The 7956-nt window shown below is 35.7% G+C and carries 4 protein-coding genes; 2 read left to right on the forward strand and 2 right to left on the reverse strand.

What is annotated here, in order from left to right; translation table 11 throughout:
• Positions 1–260: 260 nt before the first annotated feature.
• Both ACTB0Y_RS08285 and ACTB0Y_RS08290 read right to left on the reverse strand, forming a co-directional pair.
• Complete coding sequence (locus ACTB0Y_RS08285; RefSeq protein WP_463206348.1) at positions 261–1376, reverse strand: hybrid sensor histidine kinase/response regulator; 1116 nt, start codon at positions 1374–1376, stop codon at positions 261–263.
• A gap of 150 nt (positions 1377–1526) precedes the next feature.
• A complete protein-coding gene (locus tag ACTB0Y_RS08290; protein ID WP_463206349.1) occupies positions 1527–5219 on the reverse strand; it encodes a PAS domain-containing hybrid sensor histidine kinase/response regulator in 3693 nt (1230 codons plus the stop codon).
• Positions 5220–5859: 640 nt separating this feature from the next.
• On the opposite strand from ACTB0Y_RS08290, the gene ACTB0Y_RS08295 reads away from it, so the two are divergent.
• Positions 5860–6354 carry a helix-turn-helix domain containing protein gene (locus tag ACTB0Y_RS08295; RefSeq protein WP_463206350.1) on the forward strand — a complete coding sequence of 165 codons (495 nt, stop codon included), beginning with the start codon at positions 5860–5862 and terminating at the stop codon, positions 6352–6354.
• Between the two features lie 68 nt (positions 6355–6422).
• A complete protein-coding gene (locus tag ACTB0Y_RS08300) occupies positions 6423–7436 on the forward strand; it encodes a transposase (protein ID WP_463206351.1) in 1014 nt (337 codons plus the stop codon).
• Positions 7437–7956 lie beyond the last annotated feature (520 nt).

A 7956-nucleotide genomic window follows, 5' to 3' on the forward strand; every position in this document is an offset into this window, starting at 1 on the left:
ATAATTTTACGAATTACTGGTTTATTTGTATTTTTGTTTCTTTGGAACAGTCCCATATCTTTTTAGGTTTTGGTAGTTCTAAATATATGGATTCTGTTCCTTTTTTCAAAGTTTCGGATAGTTGTGAAAGCGGATGGATAAAGGCCGTTTTGTGTGTTGAATTGGCGTGTTTGCTTCGATTTACGCGTGCAGATTTGCTAAAAAACAGAAAAGAATACTTCAGTAAATAATATTCCTGCTTGAACTTTCATTTTTATGCATTAATTTTTTGTAGCATCATTTTTATTCAGGGTAAAGGAGAATTTGCTTCCCTTGTTTACCTCGCTTTCTATCCAAATTTCACCATCATGTGTGTTGATAAATTCTTTGCATAGAATTAAACCCAGTCCCGTACCTGTTTCGTCATTTGTTCCTACTGTAGAAACGTGTTTGTCTATTTGAAAAAGTTTTTCGCGAGTTTTTACTGGTATGCCTACACCATGGTCAATGACATGAAATTTCACCTGGTTTTCTTCTTCGGAGGTTTCTATTTCTATACTTGAGTGGGGATGCGAAAATTTAATGGCATTGCCCAGTAAGTTTCGTAAAACAGTGCTTATCATGCTTTTATCGCAAAATACCTGTCCTTTGTAGTTTAAGTTTGTTTCGATCTGTATGTCTTTATTTCGTGCGGTTTCCTGCATTATGTTCAGCACATCTTCAACTAAGTCTGTAACCTGAATTAAAGCAGGTCTGAAGGGTTTATTGTTAGTTTGTGTACGCGACCATTCCAGGAGTTCTTCAAGCAACTCAAGATTACTTTTAGCAGATTCGAACACGTAATGTAAATATTTTTGTCTTCTTTCGTCATCATAGGTATCATAGTTTTCCTTGAGTAGCTTGGCAAAACCAAAAATATTGCTTATTGGATTTTTTAAGTCGTGCCCGATTATGGAGAAGAGCCTGTCTTTTGCATGGTTCGTATTGATTAGTTCTTTTCTTTGTTTTTCAAGGGTAACATGGGTTTTAACTCTTTCTACCAATTCGCTTTCTCTGTATGGTTTTACGATATAATCAACAGCTCCTACCTGAAAGCCTTTTTGTATGCTGCTTTCGTCGGTTTTGGCGGTTACAAATATTATAGGGATATCCCTGGTTGCCTTTTGTGCTTTTAGTATGCTGCATACTTCAAATCCATCCATTTCAGGCATCATAATATCGAGCAATATAAGATCGAAGACTTCCTGCGATACCCAGTCTATGGCTTCTTCTCCGGTGGTAGCAAATTCAATTTCGTAACCATGGGGCCTGAGCATGTTGGCCAGGACTTGTATGTTACTGATAAAATCATCGACAATGAGTATTCTTGCTGGTTTTTCTTTTGATTGGTTCTTCATAATGGTTTGTTTTTAAGCTGGTTGAAGGCCAGAAGTGGTTGCTTCATCTATTTGAGCCTGTAGGCCTTTATATGTTTCAAATTCACTTTTGAGTTTAGTTTTTTTGATGTTTTATAAGTCTTTCAATAGTGTGTGTTATATAATTTAGGTTTACGCTTTTAATTGATTGATTTGGTTTTGCAAAGCTTCAATAATGATCGGATATTCTTTCAACAGCTTTCTCATTTGAATAATGTCAAAAGCTTCAAGACTTTCGTTTAGTTGTTGGCTGTAGGTAATTAGTATGGTAATTTTGTTGTTTTTGGCTATTTGATACACTTCATCATTAAAGTTTTTGACTTTACTGAGTGGTTGCCTTTTCTCCAATAAGTTCCATATTGGAGTAGCTTTTTCATTGAGCTTGCTTAGGGTGTTCTGTAATGCGGTTTTATCATATTCATTGAAATTATAGGTGCTTTCACCTATGTTATCGTTATCTGAAAGGGGTTTCTTAAATGGTATATATTTCATTATTTTTTTGAGTACGGCACTTTTCGTGAGTGGTGGTTTTATGATATCTGAAAAGTATGCTGCTATATCCATATTTTTGAATTCCTGTATATCAAAGCGACTAATCCCTATGATTGGCAAGCTCGAGAACTGGTCAAGGCTTTTTATTGCTTTAGCTGTACCGGTGCTTTTGGAGGTTTGTGTACTCAGGTCGATTATTATGAGTTGCGGGTTAAACTCAAAGGTAAACGCAAAAGCCTGATCTCCTGTTTCTGCTTTGAGTACAAGCAGGTTTATTTTCTCCAGCATCGTTTGTATTATTTCTCCCTGTACGTTATCCTCTTCGACAAGGAGTATTCTTTCTTTATTAAATTTGAGTTCGCTATTTATGCGCTGGCTTTTAAAATTATCAGCTTCGAGAATTGGTACATCTTTGAGTTGTACTGTAAAGGTGCTGCCTTTGTTTATTTCCGATTCTATGGTGAGTTCTCCATTTAATAGGTTTGTGAGTTTTTGGGCTATCGAGAGTCCCATTCCCACTCCTTCAAATTTGCGGGCATCCGTATTGTCTGCCTGATGAAAGGGTTCAATAACTTCGTTAATTTTGTCCAGGCTGATTCCTATACCTGTATCGATAACTTTAAATATAAGGTCTGTTTTGTTTGCTTTTTTATGGGCTGTATTGACTTCAAGTTTTACTTCACCTTTGTGTGTGAATTTAATGGCATTACTAACCAGATTTTGTAAAATTTGCCGTAGTCTTGGCTGGTCTAGTTTAACCAGTCGCGGAACTGATTTGTCTGTATTAATTTCAAAGTTGAGGTTTTTTTCATTTGCCAGCTCCTGAAGTAGATATTCCATGTCGTTTATCAGCGTTTTTACGCTCATGGGCTCATGTTTAATCAACATGTTATCTGATTCAATTTTGGAGAGGTCAAGTACGTCATTGATTATGGTAAGTAACGATTTTCCACTGGAATTGATTGATTGCAGATAGTTGCGTTGTTTTTCATCTTTTATCTCGTTACGAAGTATTTCAGTAAAACCCAGAATCGTATTTAGTGGCGTTCTTATTTCATGACTTATGTTTGTAAGGAATGTACTTTTGGCATTATTTGCTATTTCAGCGTTATTTTTTGCCTTAATAAGTTCGTTTTCGTGATTTTTTCTCTGGAGCGCAATAGATGCCTGGTAAACAAGTGCCTCAATATATTCCTGATCGGTAATATCAATAGGTTGTTCAGTTAAAATATTGATGCCTGCATAAAGAACATCATCACGAGTAACGCCAATAACGCGGGTTTCTGCTATGTTTTGTTTGTTGTTTAATTCCTCAATGAGTTCTTGTGAATAATTATTGGGCAGGAGCTCTTTGATGGTTCCGGCTTTTTCCAGTTTACCTGATTTATATTTTTTTATCCTTTCGGGTGTTGGTTTTAGAGATGCCTTTTCTTTTTTCGAGCTTGTCGGGTAGTGAATGCTGTCTTTTAAATCAGGGTGCAGGCCAATAAAGTCTATTATTCTAAACTTTTTATTTTCGTATTTTTTGACAATTATTATGGAGTTCTCAATAGCTAAATGGAGGCTTTTGCCTAAAAACCGGTATATGTCTTCGTAATTTGAGAAAGAGATAAATCTGGTAGCGCTACGGCTCAGATAATTTAATTGGTTCAACAATTTGTTTTGTGCTTTTTGTGCTATTTTTCGATTGGTGATGTCGTGGGCTACGGAAAACACAGCAGGTTTATTTTTGTAAGTAATTACTGATGATGATAGCTGAACCGGAATTTTGTTTTTATTTTTTGTCAGGTGTTCATCCTCAAAAATTACCAGCTTTTCTTTTTCAATTTTTCTAATGATGTTTTTATAATCCTCCGCAATATGATATTTGGCGCTAATATCGAGTGGTGTTAATCCAAGTAATTCTTTTCTACTGTAGCCAAGCATTTCTGTAGCTTTCTCGTTAGTATCCAGTATCTTACCCTCAATGTTATGAATGTATATGGCATCTGGAATATTGTCTGCCATGGTGCGAAACCTTCTTTCGCTATCTTCGAGCTTTTTTCTTTCGCGGATTCTTTCAGTAATATCGCGAGCCGATATTAAAATAGCTTCTTGCCCTTTGTAATGAATTATGTTGGCATTTATTTCTACTGGTATTTTGTTTCCGTGTTTACCACTAATTATTGTATTTAAAATCAGGCTTTTATTTTTTAGTAGTTTGTTCAGGTTGGGGAAGTAATTTTTACTTACTGAGGGATCAAGTATTTCGGAAGGATGTATTTGCTGTACTTCTTCGTAGCTGTATTGTGTGAGTTCTAATAAAGCAGTATTGCAATCCAGAAATTTACCGTCAGTGGTTTGGATATATAGTGCTTCTTTAACATTATCAAAAATGGTCTGGTAGCGCGTTTCATTTTCTTGTAAGCGTAACTCCTCCTTTTTATGTTTTGTGATGTCGCGCACAATTCCAATAGCATGTATTTCACCGTTCATTTTAACTGAGGACAGTTTTAATTCTGCAGAAAAAAGGCTTCCATCTTTTTTTTTGGCTTCAAATTCAAGTGTTTTGTTAGGTATTTCGCTAATTCCTGTTTTAGCCATTTTTATAATGGCGTTTTTTGCTGAGGTTGATTTTTTGCTATTGGTAATGAGTTGATGAATTTCTTTGCCTAAGGCTTCTTTTTCTGAAAAACCAAATAGTTTTTTTGCTCCCGTATTCCAAAAAGTAATCAGGCCTGCTTTATTAATGGTAAAAATGCAATCGGTAACATTTTCTAATATAGCGGCTTTAAAATAATTATCTTCTTCGGGGTGTTTCTGTGTGGTAATGTCTACCAGCGCAATTCTGATAAGTTGTTTTTCGTCTCCGAATGCTTCAGCAATGCAGTATACGGGTTTTCGTTCTTTATTGACATTTATAATGTCCAGCTGTCGCGATAATTCTTTAGTCTGTTTCAGCACGCTTTTGATCATAAAATAAAACTCATCCTGATATTCCGGTGCCAAAAACAGTGAAAGCTTTTGATTATTGAGTCTTGATGCCGGTATATTGAGTAATTCCGTTGCTTTTTTGTTCGAAGAAATTATTTGTTGTTGCTCATTTATTATCAAATAACCATTCGGGGCATTTTCGAAAAGATCCACGTACTTGTTTTTTTGCTCCTCTGAAGCTTGCTGCAATAATTGTAATACCCTGTTTTGTTCTTCAAGTTCTATTTGGTATTTGTTGAGTTCTTCCACAAGCGACTCTAAATCAGTGCTCAGCTTTTGCCGGTCTTTATTATCCTGCTTACTTAAAAAGGCTTCGGCTTTTTTACGTAGTTCTTTGCGATATTTATCTGACAGGCTCATGGAAAATATAGGTTATTGTTTTAGTTCGTTTTTTCAAATCTTTATTTAATTGTTCTTGTGTAATCTACCCTTCAAAATTAGTCATCTTTTTAGTTAAGAAAGGTCCCATCATGTATAGGCGATATTATTAAAAAGAACAAAATAAAACATCAGATTGTTAAAAAAGCATGATTTTTATATATGGGAAGGTAGTAAAATTTTAGCCTGTTAAAACGGGTAAATGTGCCTGTTTCAGGTGAGCTTATCAATAATATATGACAGGTAAAAAAATATTTAGTGCTTGCCCGAAAAGTCCAATTTATTCGCATTCATAATAATCTAAAATGTGCTTCCCGATGGAATAATCAACGATTTTATTCGGTTTAATAATATTACAAATATAACCTTTCTAATCTATCAACACTAAAGGTATGTCCCAAAATGTAATTAAAAATATGGCGACATAATATTGCACAGGGCTCTTTTTTTGTTTGAGTACTTATAAAAAAGTCTATTTCATTCACGATATTTTCTCATAAAATTTAAGTCTAATAGGGATTTAACATGATGATTGGCATTATTGTGTGTTTTTGCCGTGGTATAATTTGTTTCTTGTATTCAAATTTTATAAATTTATATCGCCATATAAAAAATTACACTTATGAAAAAGAATTATGCGGAAAAAACGATTAATGGAAATTTCACATTAAAAATAAATCCCAAGGACACTATAGCCTGGAAGTTAATGATGTTGATAGATGCAGCAACCTCTAAAGAAGAAAGCATTGAACAAATATCACATAAATATGGCTATACAAGGGAGCACTTTTATGTAATCAAAAAAAAATATGAGGATAATGGCAGCCAAGCGCTGTCAGATAAACCAAAAGGTCCAAAATCCAATTATAAGCGAACCAATGAGATCGAAAAACATATTATCAGGCACCGCTTTTTAGACCCAGATGCCAATAGTGAAGTAATCGCCCAAAAAATGAATCAGAATGGACATGCAATAAGCCAAAGAAGTGTTGAGCGGACCATTAGCGAATACGATCTTCAAAAAAAGGGCTACATAAAGCAACTAAAGAAACAACGGGAGAGAGTATTGAGATCACAGAACAAAAAACAAAACGGTATTCAAGGAAAAAAACACTAACCTCCAAGGCAAATGAACGCGAGTTTAGGGAGTTGATTTCGAAAAAAGTATCAGGCACAACTGTCGGCATGTTGTTGTTAATACCAGGGCTTTTGAAATTGGGGGCATGGGATATCTTGAAAGGCTGGACAGGCAAACAGGATATGGATATTGAGCCGCGGATAGCTCTCCAGTTGGTTAACGAATCAGCACTGTGTGTCAATCGCGTCAGAAGAAAAAGCTCGTTAAACCATCAAGGCTTTCAGTTGCTAAATGGAATGGGCAGACTTGTTTCAGACGAGCAGGTGCACCTTTTGTTGAATAGCCATACAATGGAAGATACCTATAACATGATGCTCAATTTAGGTATCCAGCGAAAATTATCAGGACATTATCAGGGAGATTTAATTGCTATAGATCCACATAGAATCATCAGTCATTCAAAGCGAGTAATGGCAACGAAGAAGAAAAATCCAGATGTGCCATCACAAAAGATGCTACAAACTTTCTTTAGTGTATCAGCCGAAACCGGGCAACCCATAATGGCAACAATGTCATCAACGGGAATGCCCACAACCAAAGCCTCTTTGGACCTCATTGGTACAACAGGCCAAATAATAAAAGCCCCATCTTTACTTATAGCAGATAAGGAACATTTTACAAATGACCTGTTTGAGAGCGTATCGAATAATCGCAACATTGACTTACTGACCCCAGCATTAAATTCTCAAAGAATAAAGAAAATCCTAACTACATTAGAATACAATACATTAAGAGCAGGGTTTGCTATTGCAGAAACTGATTTTTATTTTGATAGCCAAAACACAAAATACCGTCTTATTGCAGAGCGCTTCGGGGAAAAGGGCTATCGCTATGGTGGGTTCCTAACAACATCTTCTGTAGATGCTCAAACCCTCTTGTGCGAAAAATATGATAAACGATGGAGTGTTGAAGAATTTTTTAGATTTGAAAATGATATGGGCTTAAACCGCGCTTCAACAATGAACCTAAATATTAGATATGCAAACCTGTCAATGGCTATGTTGGCGCAAGCTGCGACTTATGAATTAAGAAAAAATATGACCAGTGAATATAGCAAATAGGATGCAAGGCATCTTGCCAACGAAGTGTTGGCTTGGAATGATGGAGATATAAAGATCAGGGATGACACTATTATAGTTACATTTTATGGCTCATCTGATTACATAAAAAAAGATGAGTATGTCAATTTACCAGATAAGTTAGCCCAAGATGGTATCGATCCACATATTCCGTGGCTATACAATTACAAACTTGATTTTAGATTCAAATAGTGTAATATTTACTTCCTCAATAAAATCGTTGATGGAATAATCGGGACAGGCTATGAGCTAACGGTTATGCGCTGGGCCGTCGGCAAGCCTTAAGCGGCCGATGGTTACGCCCTTTCTGAAAACAGTCATTTTCAGAAAGGCCAGGCTCCCGATTCTCGGGACAGGCATTGAACACGAACTTTCCGAACCGAGCCACGACTAAAACTTAGTTTCGAACGTATTTTATTATTAAACAACTATAAAATAGCATGTTACTTATTGTATTTTTTGTGGCGAGCTCTATATGACCATTGAAATCAAAATTATAAAC

The sequence above is a fragment of the Salinivirga sp. genome, from assembly GCF_055145285.1.

What these genes read in the sequence shown, in the direction of transcription:
- ACTB0Y_RS08285 (WP_463206348.1), bottom strand. Translation starts at nt 1,376, where the DNA reads ATGAAGAACCAATCAAAAGAAAAACCAGCAAGAATACTCATTGTCGAT.
- ACTB0Y_RS08290 (WP_463206349.1), bottom strand. Translation starts at nt 5,219, where the DNA reads ATGAGCCTGTCAGATAAATATCGCAAAGAACTACGTAAAAAAGCCGAA.
- ACTB0Y_RS08295 (WP_463206350.1), top strand. Translation starts at nt 5,860, where the DNA reads ATGAAAAAGAATTATGCGGAAAAAACGATTAATGGAAATTTCACATTA.
- ACTB0Y_RS08300 (WP_463206351.1), top strand. Translation starts at nt 6,423, where the DNA reads ATGTTGTTGTTAATACCAGGGCTTTTGAAATTGGGGGCATGGGATATC.